Origin of the sequence: Sedimentisphaera cyanobacteriorum, from assembly GCF_001997385.1 — a bacterium.
Taxonomy (GTDB): Bacteria; Planctomycetota; Phycisphaerae; order Sedimentisphaerales; family Sedimentisphaeraceae; genus Sedimentisphaera; species Sedimentisphaera cyanobacteriorum.
In genome coordinates, this window is sequence record NZ_CP019633.1 from 2549372 (window position 1) to 2569357 (window position 19986).

At 45.8% G+C, this 19986-nt stretch carries 15 protein-coding genes; 14 read left to right on the top strand and 1 reads right to left on the bottom strand.

The features are described 5' to 3' along the window. Window positions 1-128: 128 nt before the first annotated feature. From L21SP3_RS10265 to recO, 14 genes are all read left to right on the top strand, one after another. Window positions 129-743 (top strand): hypothetical protein, encoded by a 615-nt coding sequence (locus L21SP3_RS10265; protein ID WP_077541213.1) that lies wholly within the window; start codon window positions 129-131, stop codon window positions 741-743. Window positions 744-772: 29 nt separating this feature from the next. Next, window positions 773-1684, top strand: coding sequence for an amidohydrolase family protein (locus tag L21SP3_RS10270; RefSeq protein WP_077541215.1), 912 nt, complete (start codon window positions 773-775; stop codon window positions 1682-1684). A gap of 67 nt (window positions 1685-1751) precedes the next feature. Beyond that, window positions 1752-3881: a sodium-dependent transporter gene (locus L21SP3_RS10275; protein WP_077541216.1), complete on the top strand. Its 2130-nt coding sequence runs from the start codon at window positions 1752-1754 to the stop codon at window positions 3879-3881. 2 nt (window positions 3882-3883) lie between these two features. Beyond that, window positions 3884-4795, top strand: coding sequence for a D-alanine--D-alanine ligase family protein (locus L21SP3_RS10280; RefSeq protein WP_077541218.1), 912 nt, complete (start codon window positions 3884-3886; stop codon window positions 4793-4795). Between the two features lie 5 nt (window positions 4796-4800). Then, window positions 4801-5676, top strand: coding sequence for a cell division protein FtsQ/DivIB (locus L21SP3_RS10285; protein ID WP_123785185.1), 876 nt, complete (start codon window positions 4801-4803; stop codon window positions 5674-5676). 497 nt (window positions 5677-6173) lie between these two features. Further along, window positions 6174-7388, top strand: a complete 1215-nt coding sequence (locus L21SP3_RS10290; protein ID WP_077541222.1) for an IS1634 family transposase — start codon at window positions 6174-6176, stop codon at window positions 7386-7388. A gap of 127 nt (window positions 7389-7515) precedes the next feature. After that, window positions 7516-9138 carry an IS1634 family transposase gene (locus L21SP3_RS10295; RefSeq protein WP_077541224.1) on the top strand — a complete coding sequence of 541 codons (1623 nt, stop codon included), beginning with the start codon at window positions 7516-7518 and terminating at the stop codon, window positions 9136-9138. A gap of 66 nt (window positions 9139-9204) precedes the next feature. Beyond that, complete coding sequence (locus tag L21SP3_RS10300) at window positions 9205-10170, top strand: IS1634 family transposase (RefSeq protein WP_227806768.1); 966 nt, start codon at window positions 9205-9207, stop codon at window positions 10168-10170. A 288-nt stretch (window positions 10171-10458) separates the two neighbouring features. Further along, complete coding sequence (locus L21SP3_RS10305) at window positions 10459-11475, top strand: IS30 family transposase (protein WP_077541228.1); 1017 nt, start codon at window positions 10459-10461, stop codon at window positions 11473-11475. A gap of 478 nt (window positions 11476-11953) precedes the next feature. Beyond that, window positions 11954-12826: an alpha/beta hydrolase gene (locus L21SP3_RS10310; RefSeq protein ID WP_161488172.1), complete on the top strand. Its 873-nt coding sequence runs from the start codon at window positions 11954-11956 to the stop codon at window positions 12824-12826. 920 nt (window positions 12827-13746) lie between these two features. After that, window positions 13747-15333: an LptF/LptG family permease gene (locus L21SP3_RS10315; protein WP_077541230.1), complete on the top strand. Its 1587-nt coding sequence runs from the start codon at window positions 13747-13749 to the stop codon at window positions 15331-15333. A gap of 7 nt (window positions 15334-15340) precedes the next feature. Then, a complete protein-coding gene (gene thiE, locus L21SP3_RS10320; RefSeq protein ID WP_123785186.1) occupies window positions 15341-16381 on the top strand; it encodes a thiamine phosphate synthase in 1041 nt (346 codons plus the stop codon). 128 nt (window positions 16382-16509) lie between these two features. Further along, window positions 16510-17799: a hemolysin family protein gene (locus tag L21SP3_RS10325; protein WP_077541234.1), complete on the top strand. Its 1290-nt coding sequence runs from the start codon at window positions 16510-16512 to the stop codon at window positions 17797-17799. 5 nt (window positions 17800-17804) lie between these two features. Next, window positions 17805-18557 (top strand): DNA repair protein RecO, encoded by a 753-nt coding sequence (gene recO, locus L21SP3_RS10330; protein WP_077541236.1) that lies wholly within the window; start codon window positions 17805-17807, stop codon window positions 18555-18557. A gap of 145 nt (window positions 18558-18702) precedes the next feature. Here the strand turns inward: recO and L21SP3_RS10335 are convergent, their stop codons facing one another. After that, a complete protein-coding gene (locus L21SP3_RS10335; RefSeq protein ID WP_077541238.1) occupies window positions 18703-19902 on the bottom strand; it encodes a DNA-binding transcriptional regulator in 1200 nt (399 codons plus the stop codon). Between the last annotated feature and the right edge of the window lie 84 nt (window positions 19903-19986).

Here is a 19986-nt window from a genome sequence, read left to right on the forward strand (position 1 = left end):
TTTTCTCAATAAAGGTTTGCAGGGAAACTCACAAAAGACTTTACCTTAACGCAAATTTTTATTACCATTTACAGCTGAATGTATGCTAATTCAGCTTGAAAGATGTCCTGATTTTAGGAATACTAATTATGAAAAAAGCTTTAATACTATTTGCAGCAGCTTTAACAGCAGCGGCATTTGCCGCTCCGGAGCCGAGCCGTGCGCCTAAGCCCGGCATCTGGACTCTTGACGTTGAGTTCAATATGCCAAGGCAGATTACGCTTAAAACCGGTGAGCAGACTCAGAGATACTGGTATATAGTTCTCACTCTCACCAACAAAACTGGTGAGGATGTTGATTTCTATCCGGATTTTGAGCTTATGACAAACACTTGGAAGCTTTATCCTTCTGATACAGGGATAACAAAGCCCGTATATGAGAAGATTAAGCTGATCAATCAGGGGAGGTATCCGTTCCTGCAGACCCTTGACGAAACTAAGGATAAGATCCTCCAAGGCGACGATAACAAGATAGACCTGCTTGCAGTTTGGAAAGACTTTGATAAAAAAGCGAAGAATATAAAGCTGTTTTTTGCAGGTTTGAGCAACGAGACCGAAGTTGTAAATATCCAGCAAGAGAACGGAGAGGACAGGAAGTTTATTCTCCAGAAAACTCTCTGTTTAGAGTATCTTCTGCCCGGAGACCCGAGAAAACGGGCGGCGCAGAAGCTGGAATTTGTTGATAAAAGCTGGGTTATGCGATAACCGCTTTAATTTTTTGGTAGAGTTTTAGTATGATAACAGACTGCCAGATCAATCTTACAGGCCGTCTGAGCCCGATAGAGCTTGCAGAATTTAATGAAGCTACTGAACGGCTCGATAACTATCTGGTTTTGGCATCGCCGAAGCTGGCCATGGACCCCAATGCCAATGAGGTGCTTGGAGATTTTCTGAACAAAAATACAAAGGCAATAGGTTTTGGTGTTGTCAATCCGCTGGTAAAAGAAGGCCAGCAGTGCCCGCAGGAAGTAACGGAGAAATGGGGCATCAAGGGTTTTGCTCTGTACTGCTCCAAGCACGGCTTCCATCCGGCAGATTCGCAGGCAATGCGTTTTTACGAATATGCAAACGAGAATTCGATGCCTATATACTTCTATATGCCCGAACAGCTCGACCCCACCGACATACTGGAGTATGGCAGGCCTTATCTCATAGACGAGATAGCAAGAAATTTCCCCGATATGAAAATCATCATCAGCAACTGCGGCGTCCCGTTTCAAAGCGAGACTGTGGCAGTTCTTGCAAAGAATAAAAACGTTTATTCCTCATTGCCAGTAAACCCTTCTAAATGGTATCAGACATATACCCTTCTTGTAAGATTTTTTGAGGGCGAAGCAATCAGCAAGCTGCTCTTTGCGAGCAATTATCCCAGTCATCAGCCGAATGAATGTTTGGAAACGCTGCTGGGCTTCAACAGGATGATTGCCAATACACAGCTGCCAGTAGTCCCGCTTGATGAGATTAGGAAGATTGTTAATGCAAACGTTCCTAAAAAACTCTCTATAGACCTCTCTGCGCCTCCTAAATCCGAAGTAGTAGATGCGCAGACAAAACAGCCTATTGGAGAGGAAGAAAGCAGCAGCTCCTCAGAAAACGATTCAGAAGAGGAAAAGAGTGGGGAAAAAAGGGCCAAAAAGAAAAAATAAACTCACCCGCTGATTTCCGGTTCTTCGCATTGATTTTGCAATCTTGAATTTTTAAGGTACATAGTTTATGACTGATCTTCTTGAAAAAAGAGAGAACTGGGGCTCTCGCGGCGGGTTTATTCTGGCTGCCGTGGGCTCGGCTGTAGGGCTGGGCAACCTTTGGGCTTTCCCGTACAAGATATACAGTTACGGAGGCGGGGCATTCCTGATCCCGTACATCATCGCGCTGTTTGCCGTTGGCCTGCCTTTAATTATTCTCGAATTCAGCCTCGGCCACTACACCCAGAGAGCTGCTCCAAATGCAATGCGGCGCTGCGTGAAGCCGTTTGAGGGGATTGGATGGCTCGGCAGCTTTATGTGCATCCTGATCATCTGCTATTATCCGGTAATCCTCGGCTACTGCCTTACATACCTCGGCTACAGCATTCAGGGTATATTCAACGGAGGCGAGCTGCCCTGGGCGGCGGAAGGAATTCAGGGGATCAATCAGGCAAAGGGCTTTTTCTTCGATAAATACCTCAACTATCAGGACAGCTTCAGCCTCGGCGGGCTTGAGCTCAAGGTTCTCGGGCCTGTAATCATAGTATGGATACTAATGTATCTTTGTATTTTCAAGGGAGTTAATCTTGTGGGCAAGATTGTATGGCTCACAGTTCCTATACCTTGGATTATGCTGATAATCCTAACCGTTCGCGGGCTTACGCTCGACGGGAGCACCGAAGGCCTTGCATACTACCTCTCTCCGGACTTCTCGGAACTTGCAAAACCGATAACTCGCAAGGCGTGCGGCGGTGTGCGCAGCTCTCCGGACTTCTCGGAACTTGCAAAACCGATAACATGGCGATACGCCTTCGGCCAGGTGTTTTTCTCTATGAGCCTTGGCTGGGGGACTATGATTGCATATTCCAGCTTCCTGCACAGGAAAAGCGATTTGAACAACAATGCGGGAATAATAACACTCACAGACTTTGCGACAAGCTTCATCGCTGGTATTGCGATATTCGCAACGCTCGGCGGGATGTCTTACGTTACCGCTCAGGCGGGCAATGCAGTGCCTGTGGATCAGGTGGCCGATAAAGGGGTTTCGCTTGCATTTATCGCCTTCCCCTATACTCTCGCCCAGCTGCCGTTCTCGGCTTGGTTCAGCTTTTTCTTCTTCCTCGCCCTTGTAACGCTTGGTATAGATTCGGCATTTTCTATAACAGAAACCCTGCTTGCGAGCATCGTTGATAAAACCGGCTTCTCACGCGGGAAGGTTCTTGTGGTAATGACAGTTGCAGGGATTTTTGTGAGCTCTGTTTTCGCCACGCAAGGCGGGCTTAACTGGGTAGGCGAGATAGACGGAATTGTAAACGGTACGTTCGGCGCCGCCTTTCTCGGCCTGCTGGAATGCCTTGCAATAGGCTGGTTTTACCGGCTCGACTACCTCAGGAAACACAGCAACTCCTGCAGTGAATGGCCTCTGGGCAAGTGGTGGGATTTGAGCATAAGGATTGTTATTCCGATAATCCTCGGAACACTTTTCTTCTGGAACATATTCGACAAGTCAACAGCGGGCACCCCTATCAAAAATCCAGAAGGCGGGTATAACATTAATGTGCTCGTTACTACCGCTGTAACCGCTTTGGGCTTCCTGCTGGCCGGCCTTGCTACGCTGGCAAAAACCAGAATACAGGATCGAGTGCCGAATATACCCCATCTCAAGCTCAACGATATGGCAAACCGCAAAAAAATCAGAAGGCACTTTTCTTCCTCGTGCGTAATATTTGCACTTTCGATTGCTGCGTTTGGATTGACGATACACAATACCACCCGCCCCGATTCGGTAATACTTGGTCAGAAGCTTGTGATGTTCCTTGCATACCTGCTTATAATATCCGCTGCGGTGGATGCGTTTCAGGCTGAGAAGAATATAAGCTGCTTGGGCGAGCTTAGAAAACTGCCCAACATCCAAGCGGGCGCATCGGGGGTTATGAGCGTTATGAGCATAAGCGCATGCCTCTCTGTAATACTTACTTACCTTTCCGAACTTCTGCTTGATGAGAAGGCAAAGGCAGAAATACCGGATTCTTTGACAACTGTTTCATATATCATACTCGCTTTTGTAACGATTGTAGTAGTGGGCGGTTTGATATGGAGCTTCCACAGGATTAAGGCATCAAAAAATAGTGATTTGCAGGAAACTGAAGCGATTTAATAATGGATTTTAGCAAAAAAATTGCTGTATTGGCCGGCGGAATAGGAAGCGAAAGGGAAGTATCGCTTGAGAGCGGGCAAAATGCACTTAGCGCAATAAAAAAAGCTGGGTACAATGCCGAGCTTATCGATGTTTCTCCCGAAACGATAGAGAAGGCAATCGGGGAATACGGTCTTTTCTTTATTATGCTCCACGGAACGTGGGGGGAAGACGGACAGATACAGAAGATCCTCGAAAATAGAAACGCAAAATTTACAGGCAGCGGGTCTTTAAGCTCGCAAAACTGCTTCGATAAAGATATAACCCGCCTTAAGCTAATGGAAAGCGGAATAGAATGCCCTTTCGGTATTTCTGTTGATGAAGACAGCGACTGGGACAAAGCCGAAGAGATGATAAGGGGCAAAAGCGAGAGGTTCGTAGTGAAGCCGGCCTGCGAGGGCAGCAGTGTCGGAGTGGAGATACGTGTGGGCAGTCAGGCAGCGGTGAGAAGTGCAAAGAAAACCGCCGAAAAATACGGCAAATCCCTGATCGAGTCTTACATTCAGGGCAAGGAATTCACCGTAGGCATAGCAGCTGCGAATATACTGCCTTCAATAAAGATTCAGCCTCAAACAGGCTTCTACGACTACAACGCAAAATACATCTCCGATAACACAGGCTTCCTCTTTGGAGCTGCTGATAAACAGCTGGAAGAGCAGATGCAGCAGATATCTGAAAAGGCCTTCAACCTGCTTGAATGCAGGGATCTGGCTCGTGTGGATTTTATGATAGACAGCGGCAAACCGCTTCTTATCGAGGTGAATACCATACCTGGATTTACAAGCCATTCACTGCTTCCCGCAGCCGCTGAGCATATCGGAATAAGCCAGCCTCAGCTTTGTTCAGAGATTATTCAGTCTGCCCTTTCGAGGTGAGAATAATGGCAGGAAAAACAAAGAGAACAGCCTCAAAGAATAAATCTCCTAAAAAATCTGCCAGAAGATCTTATTGGAGAGCCTTATTTCGGCTTCCGGGTTTAATTCTTATAATCGGTGCGGTTTATGCGTCCGTCTGGGGAATCCTTAATGCTGAAAATCACATAAAGCAGGAGATTATAAGAGAGTCTGAAAGGGAGATAAGTATGGTTCTGCGGGGCTATCCAAACTGGATTAACGCTTCGCTTAAAAGGAGGATCGTGGAGCAGGGCTATATCGGCCTTGAAAAGCTTACTGCGAGCCCGGGAACCGCAAAGCTCGTTGCGAAGAACCTCAAGTCTAAGTTTCCCTGGCTGAAAAATGTTCGGGTTCAGACCTCGATAAACCGGCTCACAATAGATGCGGACTACCGAAAGCCCGCTGTGCTTTTAAGGCACAAATCCGCTAAATACTATATCTCTGAGGATATGACGGTGCTGGATTATATCCCTATTGACAGCTTGAGCGTGCCGGAGGTTTCGGGTGTGGTGCTTGCATCTGCGCCTTCGCCGGGCGAGCCGCTTTTTCACGAGCAGATCAAGGCTTCTGTTAAGCTAACCCAGCTGTTCAGGGCGATGGACAAATCCAGATCACGCAAATTCCTGAAGCAGGTTGAAAGCATAGACGTTGAGAACTACGGGATCACAGATTCCTCAATCCCCCAAATCGTGATCAAAACAAAGGAAGAACTGGATATCTTCTGGGGAGCTGCGCCGGGAGATGCCGAGGCGTATTTCGAGATGCCCGAGAAGAAAAAACTCGCTGTGCTATATACAATCTTTGAATCTCATCCAAACCTAAAAGGCAGATACGAGAATATAGACCTGCGTTTTGAACAGTAGGCCCTGGCTTTTAAATTGCGGTTTTCATTACGTTAACATCGTTTTTGAGCTTCTCGATCTCCTCCACGCTCACAGGCACATCGGGAAATCTCTTGAAACCGTCTCGTATTGTATGTCCTGTTTCACCATGAAGGACGCGAAGGATTATTATAAATTGTTTTACAGCAAGCTCTTACAGTCACAAAATTATCTGTGCCATTTGTGCCATCTGTGGATAATAAACTTCGCTGCGATTTCACGAAACGAACATTTATCTGCATTTCTCCGATAACCTCTCCGCCTGCGGCGGACAGGCTCAATGTTTAACATCCCCCGTACTACAGCGGAGTCCGCCGCGGCGGACCCACTAGCCCCGATTTCTCACTTAGCGTTCAAAATCGTGAAAAATCAAAATTTTTTCTTTGATTCTGCGTTGTAATCGGCGTTTAAAAGTCTCTTTAGTCTCTGGTACAGACCTGCCCTATTGCAAGTGATTTTTCATCAGCAATAATATTGTTATGTACTTGAAGAAGCACAAGCGAAAGAAGAATGGTAAGATCAATTCCTATTACAGCATAGCGGAGAAGCGTAAGGTTTCTCGCGGGCGTTATGTTGAGAAGATGGTGCTGTATCTTGGTGAAATCTCTGATTCTCAGAAGAAGTCTTGGCAGAGATCCATTGAGATAATCAACGAGGACAACAAGCCTGTCCGCAAGTCATTATTCGCTTTTGATCAGGACAATCACACACATCACGACATAGATACGATTCCGGTAAAGCTCTCAAAGATGAAGCTTAACAACCCCAGAACATTCGGGGACTGCTGGCTCGGCTGCGAGATATGGGATATGCTGGGATTAGACACCTTCTGGTCGGAGAGGATAGACACTGCCAAATCGCCGGTTGACTATTCCAAAGTTGTAAAATTGCTGACAGTAAACCGTCTTATCAAGCCCGGAGCGGAGTTTTATGTCCACCGGCACTGGTTCACTCAGACCGCAATGGATGTATTGCTGGGCTGTGAATTTGATGTTGCCGAAAAAAACCGGCTTTACCGTTGTCTGGACAGGATATTGCCGTATAAAGAAGAGCTTTGTTCTTATTTGAAAGACACATGGCAGATGATGTTCAATCTGGAATATGACATTCTGCTTTACGATATAACCAGTACTTATTTTGAGGGATTATGCAAAAGCAATCCCAAGGCAAAATTCGGCCACAGCAAAGACCGCAGAGGCGATTGCAGGCAGATTCTTATCGCTTTGGTAGTTACCCCTGAGGGATTTCCGATCAATTATGAGATACTCGCCGGCAACACCTCAGAGAGAACAACGCTTAAACCCTTGTTAAACAAGATAGAGTCGAAATACGGCAAGGCAGGCAGGTTATGGCTGATGGACAGAGGTATTCCAACAGAAGCTGTGCTGGAGTATATGCGTGATAACGGGATTGATTATCTTGTCGGAACGCCCCGTAAGCTGCTGGATGAATTCCAAGAAGAGCTTTCTGTGAAAAGCTGGTTTGATGTAAATGGAATCGTTCGCATAAAGCATATAGCCAAAGATGACGAATGCTATATTCTTGCTCGAAGCAAAGAGAGAATGGCTAAAGAACGGGCTATGCGTAAAAGAAAGCTCCGTAATTACTTAGAAGGACTGGAGAAGTTAAAGAAATGCCGCAGCCGAGATGTTTTTATGCAAAGGCTCGGCAAACTCCTGACTTCGGCGGTATGATTGTGGAAAACTCTGCAAAAAGTGCGTTTTGAGGCTGTTATGAGGGTTTGTTAAGTTCGGTTCGCTCGTAGTGCCTAATTTTTTATTTTTTTTGACACAATGTTTTGATTTCGTATAATCTGCATTTATGTTTATACGAGTAAAGACATCAAAAAACAGTCCGAAGCAGTCGGTACAGATTGTAGAGAGTTATCGCAACGAGAAGAACCAGCCTCGTCAGCGTATAGTTCGTCATCTCGGCACAGCCTTCACAGAAGAAGAGCTTAAGCGGCTCAAGGATTTTGCCGAATTCGAGAAGGCCAAGCTTGAGGCCGAGAAAACGCCGGCACTTTTCAAGCCTGAGCATCTTGCAGAAGCTGCAATAGTTGCCCGCAAAAACATTGATGATAAGCCTTTGCGGGTCAATCTAAAGAATCTCAGGGAACAGGCACGCATAACTACAGGCATCCATGAGGTATTCGGCAGCATCTACAATGAGCTTGGCTTTAACAATCTTTTCGATAGACGCAAAGAGTCTGCAGGCAAAAACCTTCGTCATATCACAATGGCAAGGCTTGCAAACCCAGTGAGCAAACGCAGCAGCGTTCAGGATCTCTCCAAAGACTTCGGCATTAACCTTTCTTTAGACAGCGTTTACCGTATGATGGATAATATCACAGATGATATTATCAGCAAGGCTCAAAACTGTGCTCACAGTGCTGCTAAAGGCCTTCTCGGCGAAGAGATAAGTCTTCTTTTCTACGACTGCACCACGCTTTATTTTGAATCATTTACAGAAGATGAGCTCAAAAAGAACGGCTACAGCAAGGATATGAAGTTCAATCAGCCGCAGGTTGTCCTTGGTCTTCTGTCCACATCAGAAGGGCTTCCAGTAGGTTATGAGGTATTCCCCGGCAATCAGTATGAAGGGCATACGCTGCATACTGTAATCCCTAAGATCAAAGAGAAATACAACCTCAAGCGTGTTATCTTCACCGCAGACAGCGCAATGCTTAGCAAGGCTAATCTTGATTACCTTGAAAAGCAGGGAGTTGAGTATATTGTGGCAGCGAGGCTTAAAAGCCTCACTGATAAATGGAAAGCAAAGGTTACAGAATCCAATGCCCCGCTTAGAAGCTTTGATTACGGCAAAGATACAAGGCTTATTGTTACCTACAGCGATAAACTCGCTAAAAAGAATAAGCACGACAGGGATGAAGCTATAAGAAAGCTCCAGGAGAAGCTTGAAAAGAGCAGCAACCCCAAATCACTTATAAGCAACTACGGCTACAAGAAGTTTATGCGTGTTACCGGCGATATAGATTGCCGGATAGATGAAGAGAAATATGAAGAGGCTGCGAATTTTGATGGTCTTCACGGTGTTATAACGAATGTTAAGGATATGGATGATTCGGCTGTAGTAGATCATTACAGGCAGCTCTGGCTGATTGAAGAGTGCTTCAGGATAAGCAAGCACGATCTGAAGATACGGCCGATATACCACTGGACGCCGAAACGAATCAAAGCCCATATACTGATATGCTTTATCGCTCTAACCTGCGCGAGAAATCTGGCCTACAGGGTTCGGCTGAGATTTGAGCCGATGTCTGTGGCGAGGATTGTAAATTCGCTCAACCACGTGCAGCTGAGCATACTCTGGGATAAGAAAACAGAGTGCAGATATGCCCTGCCATCAAAGATTAACGAGGACGCAAGAAAACTCTATAAAACAGTTAATCTCAGCACCAATACAACGCCTTACAAAATGTAATTTCACCCGCCGAAAAACCTTCCGAAATAGGGTTTGTAGTGCCTGCGCAAAAAATCGAGTCCTTTATTGACAAGGACTTATGAAAATTTACCGCCGAAGTCAGGAAAAGTTGTAAAATTGCTGACAGTAAACCGTCTTATCAAGCCCGGAGCGGAGTTTTATGTCCACCGGCACTGGTTCACTCAGACCGCAATGGATGTATTGCTGGGCTGTGAATTTGATGTTGCCGAAAAAAACCGGCTTTACCGTTGTCTGGACAGGATATTGCCGTATAAAGAAGAGCTTTGTTCTTATTTGAAAGACACATGGCAGATGATGTTCAATCTGGAATATGACATTCTGCTTTACGATATAACCAGTACTTATTTTGAGGGATTATGCAAAAGCAATCCCAAGGCAAAATTCGGCCACAGCAAAGACCGCAGAGGCGATTGCAGGCAGATTCTTATCGCTTTGGTAGTTACCCCTGAGGGATTTCCGATCAATTATGAGATACTCGCCGGCAACACCTCAGAGAGAACAACGCTTAAACCCTTGTTAAACAAGATAGAGTCGAAATACGGCAAGGCAGGCAGGTTATGGCTGATGGACAGAGGTATTCCAACAGAAGCTGTGCTGGAGTATATGCGTGATAACGGGATTGATTATCTTGTCGGAACGCCCCGTAAGCTGCTGGATGAATTCCAAGAAGAGCTTTCTGTGAAAAGCTGGTTTGATGTAAATGGAATCGTTCGCATAAAGCATATAGCCAAAGATGACGAATGCTATATTCTTGCTCGAAGCAAAGAGAGAATGGCTAAAGAACGGGCTATGCGTAAAAGAAAGCTCCGTAATTACTTAGAAGGACTGGAGAAGTTAAAGAAATGCCGCAGCCGAGATGTTTTTATGCAAAGGCTCGGCAAACTCAAACATCAGGCGGGCAGCTGCCGTAAGTGTGTAACTCTTACGATTCCCCGAAATAAGGAAAGGATTGAGAAGGCGAGTTTGATTATAAGTTTGAAGCGAGCAAATATAAAGAAACTTAGATTTTAATTTGAAGCGCAACGCTTCGCTAATTTAATCAGCCCGCGTGGCGGGCTGGAGTTTATCGCTTTTAGCTGCCTGAATAGATAAAGAATAAGGGCGGCGGTTAAGCCGCCTCTATCCAGTATAGATTGTTGCGGTGCTCGGGTTGCTCTCCAGCATTGCCCTATCCCCTGCAACAAGATAATCTATTATAGCGATGGCGATTGCTTTTAAAAAGTAAAAAAGAGCACCCATTACGGTTGTTTTCGATAGAATGTTTTTTTGACGAAAAAGTACTCTATTTAAGGAACCGCAATGGGCTATAGACATCTTAACATTAATGAGCGAGAAAGCATTCTAAAAATGCGATCTGAAGGAAAAAATTTACTGGAAATCGCCATATATCTCGGCAGGAGCAAGGGCACTATCAGCCGTGAGTTGAATCGAAACATGTCCTCAACCCATGATTATAAGCCCCACCTGGCCCAGCGATATTACAGCAAACGCAGGGCCGCATCCAAGCAGCCATATCGGCTTGAACAGAATGGCCGTCTTCGTCGTCGAGTATGCAGTAAACTCGAGCAATATCACTCGCCTGAACAGATAGCAGGCCGTCTTGAAATCGACTATCCAGATAATGCCCAAATGCGTGTAAGCCCTTTGACCATATATAGTTGGGTTAAACGAGACAAGGTTGACGGCGGTGTTTTTTACAAGTTTTTGCGTCAAGGCCGTCGCAAACGACGAAAGAAGCACGGCAGTAATGACAAGCGTGGCCGGATACCGAACAAACGTTCGATCAGTGAGCGTCCGGAGGTTGTTGACAAGCGTAATCGCTTCGGCGATTGGGAGGGTGACAGCGTCAGCGGTAAAGGACACGGTTCATTTATTGCGACACTTGTCGAGCGTGCAAGCCGCTATCTGCTCTCTGGCAGGATGAAAGATAAGAGTGCCCAGAGCATGAATGAAACCACCCGAAGGTTGTTCAGGAAGATACCAAAGTCCAAGCGTCAAACGATGACAGTTGACAATGGCAAGGAGTTTGCCCAGTTTAAAGAGATGGAAAAAACAGTCGGCCTATGCTGCTACTTTGCTGATCCATACAGTTCTTATCAGCGTGGAACTAATGAAAACACAAACGGCCTGCTTCGTCAGTTCTTCCCTAAGGGAACTGATTTTAAGAAAGTTAGTGATAAGGAACTTGACAAAGTTGTCGCCTTAATCAATAATCGATCAAGGAAATGTTTAAAATATCGGACACCAAATGAAGTGCTCTGGAGCGATGAAAAAAGTTGCGCTTCAGATTTTATTCTAAGTATTAAAAATAGGTAACTGTCCCCTGTTTTTACAGCGGCGCGACGCAAGTCGCCCGCTGGCATTCTTTTCGAAAAGATTTTTCGCTTACTGCCGGCTCTTCACGTTTCGCTATCCTAGCGGGTCCGCCACGGCGAACACCGCTGTACGACGCTGCATTATTAAGCAGCGAACCGCTGGCTCTGTCCGTAAATGCTGTCCCCTATTTTGAAAGAGTGAGACAATTTTGAGACAAGATGAGCGGTAAAATGTTTGCATATTTGCTTAAGAATTATATATTGATGTTTGGCGGGTGTCATGGGTTACTCTTAATTTGTTTAATTAGACTGAAAAATTAGTGTAACTCATACCCCGCTGATTTTAAAGAAACATCTTGTATTTTGCTCTTCTATGAGATGTTTGTGAAATTTAATATGCATATACAACTTTAGTTTTTTGAAGGAATCACATGGGCATTATCAATAAAACTCTCTTGCTGATAACAATCCTTTTTTTAATGACCCCGGTTTACTCAAAACCTGGCCGCAAATTAAAATATCAGCCGGTTATTGAAGGCGTTCAGGTTTTAAATGACAACGTCTGCCTTGATACTGTTATCTACAAAAAGATCGGCTCACTCGAACTTGCCGCAGACATCTATTGGCCAAAAGGCAAAAAACAAACTAAACGACCCGTCATAATCTGGGTTCACGGCGGCGGATGGGTTGCGGGCTCACGCACAGGTGAAAAACAAAAAGCTCTTGAACTTGCCCAAAAGGGTATCTCAGTAGTCAGTATCGACTACAGACTCTACGACTGGAAAAATGATCGCCACGCCAAAAAGATTGAAACAGGCCAGTTCGATAGGGCAACCTCCGATATCGCCGACGCTCTCAGATGGGTAAAACATAATGCCCAAACCTATGGTTTCGATAAAAACAGAATCGCAATGGCAGGGGGTTCGGCCGGCGCGCAGCTTTCCTCCACATTTGCCCAGAAAAATCCCGACATCAAAGTTTACGTGGGACTTTGCGGCCTCTATGATCTGGTTGACATAGGCCAGGGCAGATTCGGCAAAACATGTGAAAATTACGGCATAGAAACCCTCAAAGACAAAAAAAACGCCTCCGCAATTTATAACATCCACCAAAAACCTCCCCGCGTTTTGCTTATGCATGGAACCGCTGACACTACCATAGATTGTCAACAGGCCATCAGGTTTGCAAAAGCCTTAAAGCAAAATGGCTCCCATGTACAAATCGAACTTTTCGAAGGCCTGGGACACGGCTTCTTTTATCAGAGCCGGAAAACTCAAAAAAATGCAATGCCGATAATGCTCGATTTTATCACCAAAGCTTTTGACCAGATCAAAAGGGACAAAAATGAATAGAAGAAAATTCGTCTGGAAATGGGGGACAGTTACAATATTGTTCTGCATCCCAGTTGCTAGTAGTTGCCAATTTTGGCTTTCCCCTGTATGTTAAGTATAATCAATTAGCTTACTGGTTTCAAATTAAAGCTTCAGATTAGTTTGTCAATATTTCATCGCAGGCTAAACCGCAGAGTGTGCGAGAATATTTTTGGCAAAGCTTTTTAAAGCCGAGTCTGTCCGCACAGACGCAGGGGAAATATTTAATCAACAGATTACACAGAGTTTTTATATAATATAACAACATCTTCCTCCGTTATTGTAAATTGCATTTACATTTGGAGGGGTACAGGCACATAAATGGGGGGCTCTCTGCCGGCAGCTAAGTTGCTGCGCAATACATAATTTTATTCTGATGCGGAAAATGTGTTTTTTTCCTGACTTCGGCGGTAAATTTTCATAAGTCCTTGTCAATAAAGGACTCAATTTTTTGCGCAGGCACTACAAACCCTTTCTCGGAAGCTTTCTATTATTAAAAATAGGCAGCTGTCCTCTATTTCTATGCCTTATTACTTTTTCCTTCTGCTTATTTGCAATGGTTTTTATCCAATTATTTCTCCGCCTGCGGCGGACGCAACAAGCGGATAGATGATTTTGCGAGCCCGCAGCGAAATTTTTTATCCACAGATTACCGCTGGTTGTATTTAAGATTGTAAAGCATTGCAAAAAATTTATAAAAAATCTTCGAGGGCTTCGCGCGCTGCGTGGTTCAAAAAAATTACCCTCCCCAATAATCCTGTAAATCCCGTTGGAAAAGATTTTTTCGCCCTAAATAAAACAGCAAATGAAAGTTAAATTCCGAGATTGAAATATGTTTCTTGATGTTAATATTCTGAAACTTAAAATACAGCCATAGTTTACAAGAAGACACAGGAACAGACGTGAATAAAATAATACACAGATACCTGCTGAAAGATTTGGTAAAATCTTTCCTGCTCGCCACAGCCGCTCTTACGCTGATTTTGAGCCTTGGAGGCCTTATTGCGCCTGCGAGGGAATACGGCGTAAGCCCTGCGCAGGCTGTGCGTCTTATCATATACTTCATCCCCGTAACGCTGGCTTTTGTTCTGCCGGTGGGTGCGGTGTTCGCCGCTGCGGTTACATACGGACGTTTTGCCGGCCAGAATGAATACAACGCCTGCCGTGCGGGCGGAATCAGCACAACATCAATAATGCTCCCGGCAGTGTATCTTGGGCTGTTTGTTATGGCTCTGAACCTTCTGCTGAATTTTTACGTTGTCCCCCATTACATACACAAAGCCGAGGTGAACGTAAAGGCAAACATCAAGCAGATCGTATTCAGGAGCATAAAACGCAAGGGGATGTATGAGATTGAGGATAAAGACTCCAAAACATTCATCATAGCAGACAAGGTGGACGAGGAGAAAAATATCCTCTCAGGCGTAAACATTCTCAGGGTGCAGGACGGCTCGGCAGATTCACTAATAACAAGCTCTCTTGCGAAGGTGAATTTCAGCAAAACAGATAAGGGCAATGAGATTTCCGTAACCGCCTATGAGTTGTTTCAGGCGGATAAATCGGGCTACTCCTACTGCGCAAAGCTCCCGCTTACAACAAAAGTGGGGTCTCTGATTGTAGATAACATCAGGTTCAAGAAGCTCAGTATGCTCAGGGAGATAGAGAAAAAACCAGTTCTATTCGGGCCGGTTCGGGAAAAGGCAGACCAGCTTATCGAGAGGATTTCCACTGAGCTGTTAGCACAGAAGACAGCAGAGTCGGCTGAGGATGACAGCTGGATAGAACTTGAAGGAATCAGCGAGAGGCTGCTGTTTAGAGCTGAAAGCTGCCGGCTGGATTCGGATTTGTCGCTTGAGGCAGAAGGCGTGGAAGTGCTGGAGTATTCCAAAGGCGCGGAAGTTCCTCAGAACCGCTGGAAGGCAGAATCAGCCGAGCTCTATGCCGCAGGGAGCAGCCCCGAGGATTACTGGAATTTCTCGCTGAAAAGCGTTTCCCCCGCCGAAGGGACATCCTCTCAGGCAGTAGAATCAAGAACGTTCCGGCATCTGGAAACTCCCTCTGTAATCGAAGAGATATACAGCAGTCAAGACAGCCTCTCAGCTGCTCTTGATTCCGGACTGGTAAACCCTTCCATAGATGTTAAAATGCTCAAAGAAGAGCTCAACCAGAGGATAGACGAAACAGCAGGTGAGGTGGCTATAGAGATAAACTACCGCCTCGTATTCGGGATTGCCTGCCTTTTCATTACGATAACAGGCGCCGCTTTCGGAGTAATTATGCGCAGCAGCCACGTTCTTGCATCCTTCGGAGCTGGGATAATTCCTCTTGCTGTGCTTGTTGTTTTTATAATGATGGGCAAAAATCTCACAAAAAATATAATCTCCCATACAGACCGCTCCGGCGATTCAGGAATCGTTCTTATTTGGGCGGGGCTGGGAGTTGTTATGCTGATAATGGCCTTTGCCCAGAGAAATATACATAAAACTTAGCGAAAATATGCAGACCAGTATTTACAGAATAATAGATGCAAACTTCAACCGCTCACGTGAGGCGTGCAGGGTAATGGAGGAATTTGCAAGGTTCGTTCTCTGCTCGAAACCCCTTGCCGCAAGGGCAAAGCAGCTGCGTCATAAGATTTCTTCAGCAGCCGCTCAGCTCGATTCGAAAAAGATGCTTGCAGCAAGGGAAAGCGATAAAGACCCCGGCGCAGGGCTCGAGGTTTTCGGGCAGATGAAAAGAACCGGTGGGGAAGATGTTTTCGCCGCAGCTGCGAAAAGACTCCCCGAGGCGCTCAGGGTGCTGGCGGAAACTGCCCAAACCATCAGCCCTGAATCTGCGGGGGAGTTTGAGAAGGCAAGATTCCAAGCTTATACGCTCGAGAAGGATATTGCACGCGCCTTGAATGCACGAGAGAAATTCGAAAACGTGCGTCTGTATGTTCTGCTTGATGCCGCAGAAGAGACGGGATTCGAGAAGATGCTCTCAGCCGCCCTCAAAGGCGGTGCAGACTGCATCCAGCTCAGGGCGAAAAATCAGGATGCGGCTTTTGTGTATCGTTTGGCCTGCATTCTTGCCCGCAGGTGCAGAGAGGCGGGGGCAGTGAGCATAGTAAACGACCGCCCTGATATCGCTGTATCCAGCGGTGCAGACGGGGTGCACCTCGGGCTTGCTGACGTGCCCGCTGAGGTTCTTCGGGATATCTCGACAAGGCCGATGGTTCTCGGGCTCACAACGCACAATATCCCCGAGCTCGAAGATGCGATTAAGCAGGGAGCCGATTATGTGGGGATAGGCCCGTTCGCACAAACGCAGACAAAGCCCGGCTTAACCCCCTCGGGATTAACATACATCAAAGAGGCGGTCAAGCATTTACAGGGAAGCGGGGTATATCACACTGCTATTGGCGGAATAAATGCCGGTTCAATACCGCAGCTCAGGGAGGCGGGCGTACGCTGCGCAGCTGTGTCTTCTGCGGTAACAAAGGCTGATAATCCTGAAAAAGCTGCTAAAGAACTGAAAAATCTGCTTCTCTTATAATAATCGCACAGCATATTTGAAAATTTTACGGCGTGGGTTATAATTGATTCTGCCGGTACGGGGATGAGTAGTTTCTGTTTTCCGGCCTCGGAGAGAGGAAATGCTGTTAATATGAAAAGGAAAACAATTTGGAAGAAATTGGATGGTTAGCCGTAATTACGGCAGTATCGGCGGTCGGGTCTTGTCTTTTTTCAGCCAGTTCTCTGTCGTTCAAGTCTTTTTCGAGAAGGAGGCTCCTGGAAACCTCCAAAAATAAGGATAAGGCTGAGGAGCTTGCGAGAAATGTTTCTGAAAATTCTGAAACTCTCAGTATGACATCGAGATTTTTTCAGCTTCTTTTTAATGCCGCTGCTATACTTACCATTGTCAGATTCTTTACCGTTGGCGAGAACAATTTCTTATCAGCTGCGGAGCTTTTTTATTGTTTTCTGATTTCGCTTGTAGTTGTCTGCACGTTTTCGATAGTAATTCCAAGACCGCTCTCGGTTTATGTGCCTGAGCATGTTATAAGGCTTATGTATGCACCTGTTTTCCTGCTTTCACAGATTATAAAGCCGGTGATTTATATATTCCGGCTTAATGATATCGTGGTTATGCGTCTCTCAGGCGTTCAGAATTCTACCGAGGAAGAGCAGATAGAAGAAAAGCACGACGAGATCCTCGATGTAGTTGAGAAGAGCGTGGACGAGGGAGTTGTGGACAATGAAGAGATGGCAATGATCGAGAATATCCTCGAGCTTGATGAAACAAACGCCATCGAAATCATCACTCCCCGTACGGACCTTGTTGCGATAGAGGTGAGCACGAATTTTGAGGATGTAGTAAAGATAATCCGGGGGGCGGGGCATTCCAGAGTCCCTGTGTATGAGAACAAGATTGATAATATCGTGGGGCTTATATACGCCAAAGACCTCTTGAGCGAATTCGATAAGAATACCGAGGATTTCAACCTCAGAGAAAAGGTTCGTGAGGCGTATTTTGTACCCGAAACAATAACCCTCCGCGAGCTTCTGCACGAATTCCAGAAGAAAAAGCAGCACCTTGCGGTTGTGCTGGATGAGTATGGCGGCGTAGCGGGGATCGTTACGATAGAAGACGTGCTCGAGGAGCTCGTGGGCGAGATTGAGGATGAGTATGAACGAAAAGCGCCCGCCTCTATCAAGCCGGTAAACGAGAATCTCGTGGAGCTGGATGCCCAGATCTACGTGGATGATTTGAACCAGGATTTCGATATCGAGCTTCCCGAAGATGAAGACTACGATACCGTAGGCGGATTTGTGTTCTCGCATCTTGGCTATATCCCCAAGCCCGGGGAAACCTTCACTTACCGCAACCTGCTTTTCACAGTGCTGGCAGCTGAAAAACGCAAAATCAAGCGGCTTCGAATCGAGAAGAAGGCCGAGGCTGAGGCGGTGTAGCAGTTATGCCGGTAAAAGATACTGCTGTATGCATCCGCAAGGTTGATTATTCCGACAGCTCGCTGATACTTACGCTTTTCGCAAGAGATAACGGAAAGCTCCGGCTGATCGCCAAAGGTGCGAGAAAGACAAAAGGCCTAGCGGGTAATATAGAGATCTTCACATTAGGCGAGGCTGTCTTTATTCCGGCTAAATATGCAGAATCAAACCTCGGAACGCTTACAGACTTTGATATAACCGAAAAATTCCATAAGATACGCAAAAGCTGGGCGGGACTGAATTTTTCACTCTGCGCAGCAGACCTTCTGTCTTATTTTGTAAACGAATATCAGCCCAATCCTGAGCTTTATGACGGATTCATTGATTTCCTGAATGCTGTCTCAACTGCAGGCGAGCTCGCTGCTGCAAAAAAACTGATCCTCTTCCAGCTCGATATGCTTGAGCTTACCGGAAATTCGATCAATATATCGCTGTGCAGCGCATGCGGGAGGAATTTCGATTCAGGCTGGAAGGAAGCATTTTTTTCTGAAACAGATGTTTCGCTGTACTGCCCGGACTGCAAAGACAAGGCCCGAGAGGCTTTTCCGCTCAAGCCTGCAGCTGTTTGGGCGATTCTCGAAAGAGATCCTATCGGCAGCTCTGAGGACGGGGAGATGATATGGTATATCGAAAAGTTTATACTCAAATATATCACCTGCCATCTCGGGAAGATGCCCAAAACCGTGCAGAGCCTGAAAAGACATTTCGAAAAGCTCTGAACCCTCGCCCTTTCTCAGCAGCATACGGCAGCTAAAATCAGCGGCAAAACCATTTCGGCGTGTGAATTGCTTACCCAATAGATATAAACCTTAAACCCCTGCCCTGATGCCGGCGAGTGTTGATTGAAAGAATTTTTCCGAAAGACTAATCAAGTCCCTCTATGTTTTCAGTGCCGAGGGGCTGATATTTCGCCCTGTATTCTTTTGGGGTGAGGCCTGTGTAATCTTTGAAATACTTTGAAATATGGTTCGAATCCGGGAAGTTGAGCCTGTATGCGATATCGGTAACCGGCAGGGTAGTTTCCAGAAGCAGTGAGGAAATCGCCTTCACTCTCGCCCTTTTTATGCATTTGTGTACAGACTTTCCCAGCGAGTTCATAAATTTTCTATGCAGATACTGCCTTGAACAGCAGGAAAAATCGCAAACCTCCTGCACCAGAATGGAGCGGTCTGAATTGAGCCTTATAAATCTAAGCGCAGCTGCCACTTCCCTGTCTTCCACTGCCACAAAATCCGAAGACTGTCGAATTATCACTTCTCTCGGTTTTACTCGAATCAACTTGGGCGGAATATTTTTGGTTTCCGTGATCTTATCTATCAGCTCAGCGGCTTCATAGCCAGCGCTGTCGGTATCAAGGTCTATGCTTGAAAGCGTAGGCGAAGTGAAATCGCAGATGAGGTCGTCATTGTCCACTGCTACTGCAGATATGTCGTCCGGTACATTCAAGTTGGCTTTTTTGCATGCATTTATTAAATCTGCACCGCAGTTATCGTTGCAGGCCATTATGCCTGTAGGTATTGGCAGAGTTTTAAGCCAAGCGGCAATTTCTTCCAGTCCTTCGGAGGTGATGCCGGTGCTTTTGGGCATATTATAAGAGAAGAATTTCAAAGGCAGCTTATCAGCAGGCAGATTTTTCTCGAAGCAATCTCGCCTTTCATCAGCCCAAACAACATCTTTGTAGCCGATATACGCAAAGTTTATATTGCCCATTGTGCGAAGGTGTTCGTAAGCGGCTTTGCTAACCGTAACAGGGTCTGTGGTAATTGTGTATTTATCTTCGATCTGTGAATTGTAAACATACGAATGAACTATGGGTTTATTCAGCCCTTTCACCTTATCCAAACACGTAAGCTCTACCATGATGATGCCTTGTGCCTCGTTTGCGGCCTCTATAACACATTCTTCAAACTGTCGGGTATTCAGGTAGAGCGAGTTTTCAGAGTCGATTGTTGTAAACTCCAGATAATCCTTCGTTTTCCCATACTGTATAATACCCCTCAAGAGCTCTCGTCCGTTGCTCTTTGTTCTGTTGATAACTAAGAGTATTTTCTTTTTCTTACGCATAAAGCATCCTGCCGGCTGAAAAATTACAAATAAATCCCTTAATTCTAAACGAATTATAACCTTTCGTCCGCTGTTTACAAACTT